This is a genomic window from Synechococcus sp. WH 5701, from assembly GCF_000153045.1.
Classification (GTDB): Bacteria; Cyanobacteriota; Cyanobacteriia; order PCC-6307; family Cyanobiaceae; genus Regnicoccus_A; species Regnicoccus_A antarcticus.
In genome coordinates, this window is the sequence record NZ_AANO01000081.1 from 1 (window position 1) to 1,418 (window position 1,418).

Annotated in this window: 2 protein-coding genes; one reads left to right on the plus strand and one right to left on the minus strand. The window is 55.3% G+C overall.

Features of this window, described 5'->3' with window-relative positions; genetic code table 11:
- The coding region (gene dapB / locus WH5701_RS00475; RefSeq protein ID WP_037979175.1) for a 4-hydroxy-tetrahydrodipicolinate reductase at nucleotides 1-610 on the minus strand (610 nt) is incomplete at its 3' end.
- Between the two features lie 126 nt (nucleotides 611-736).
- Between dapB and WH5701_RS00480 the strand changes: the two genes are divergently transcribed.
- Nucleotides 737-1,418 (plus strand): DUF3479 domain-containing protein (locus WH5701_RS00480; protein ID WP_037979172.1); only part of this gene is annotated, 682 nt, incomplete at its 3' end.

The following is a 1,418-nucleotide window of genomic DNA, read 5'->3' on the forward strand; positions in this document are numbered from 1 at the left end:
GCAGCGATTCATGCTCATCCACCTCCGCTGGGTTGAAGCTTTGTTTGACCTCTTCCATGAGTTCGGCTGTTTTGATGCAGGTGCCACTCGGAGCATCCGCTTTGCGGTTGTGATGAAGCTCGGTTAGCTCGGCGTGGTCATAGAAGCGGGCCGCTGCCGCCGCAGCTTGCTGCAAGAGCACCATCCCCACGGAGAAATTGGGAATCACTGCCCCTCCAATCGAAGCTTTGGCTGAAAATTCGGTGAGATCGTTCAGTTGCGTTGGGCTGAGACCTGTTGTGCCAATCACGGGATGCACGCCGTAGGCGATTGCAGCTCTGGTGTGATCAAACACCACAGAAGGATGGGTGAAGTCCACCAACACAGCGCTTTGGTTGGAATTCCGTACCGATTGGCTTACGGCACAAAGGCAACCTTCGAAATCGGCTGTGACGGCGACCTCGAGTTCTTTGATTCCAAGCTCTAGCCCAACATCAACCCCCTCCTTCCCAGGGGTGTTGTCGATCGCACCCACCAACTGGCAGTCCTCAGCATTCAGCACGGCCCTGATGACTTCTGCGCCCATGCGGCCAAGAGCTCCCGCAACAACAACAGGAATTGGAGAGGACATCGAAGCGGCGCGAACACCCAAAGCCTATGGGCCCGCATGGGTGAAGACCAATCGCAACCAATCGATACTTTTCAAGCTCTCGATGGAAGTCACGTTTAGGTTCTTAACATCGTTCACAGTGCTCAGATGTTCACGCAGGTCCGCTCCGCAGATCGCCGGGTAGCCCCTGTTGAAGGTCAAAGCCACAAGTCAGTGATGAAGGCGGTGTACGTGGTGCTGGAGCCCCAGTACCAAAACGCACTGACCCAAGCCGCCAATGCGTTAAACGCCGCCGGCGCTGAGCTCGGGATCGAGTTGAGCGGGTATCTCATCGAAGAGTTGCGTGATGACGACAATTACGCCGATTTTTGTGCCGATGTAGCTGAGGCAGACGTTTTTATTGCTTCGCTGATTTTTATCGAAGATTTGGCCCAAAAAGTGGTCGATGCCGTTGCCCCCCACCGCGATCGTTTAAAAGCAGCCGTTGTCTTCCCCTCGATGCCAGAGGTGATGCGGCTGAACAAGCTCGGCAGCTTCTCGATGGCGCAGCTCGGCCAGAGCAAAAGTGCGATTGCCGGCTTCATGAAAAAGCGAAAGGAATCCGGTGGGGCTGGATTTCAAGACGCCATGCTCAAGCTGCTGAACACACTTCCAACGGTTCTCAAATACCTGCCGGTGGAAAAAGCCCAGGATGCTCGCAGCTTCATGCTCAGCTTCCAGTATTGGCTTGGAGGAACCCCGGACAATCTCCGGAATTTCCTGCTGATGCTGGCGGATAAATACGTCTTCCCCCCCGCTGAGGGTGAAGAGCGTGCAGCGATTCAAGTGG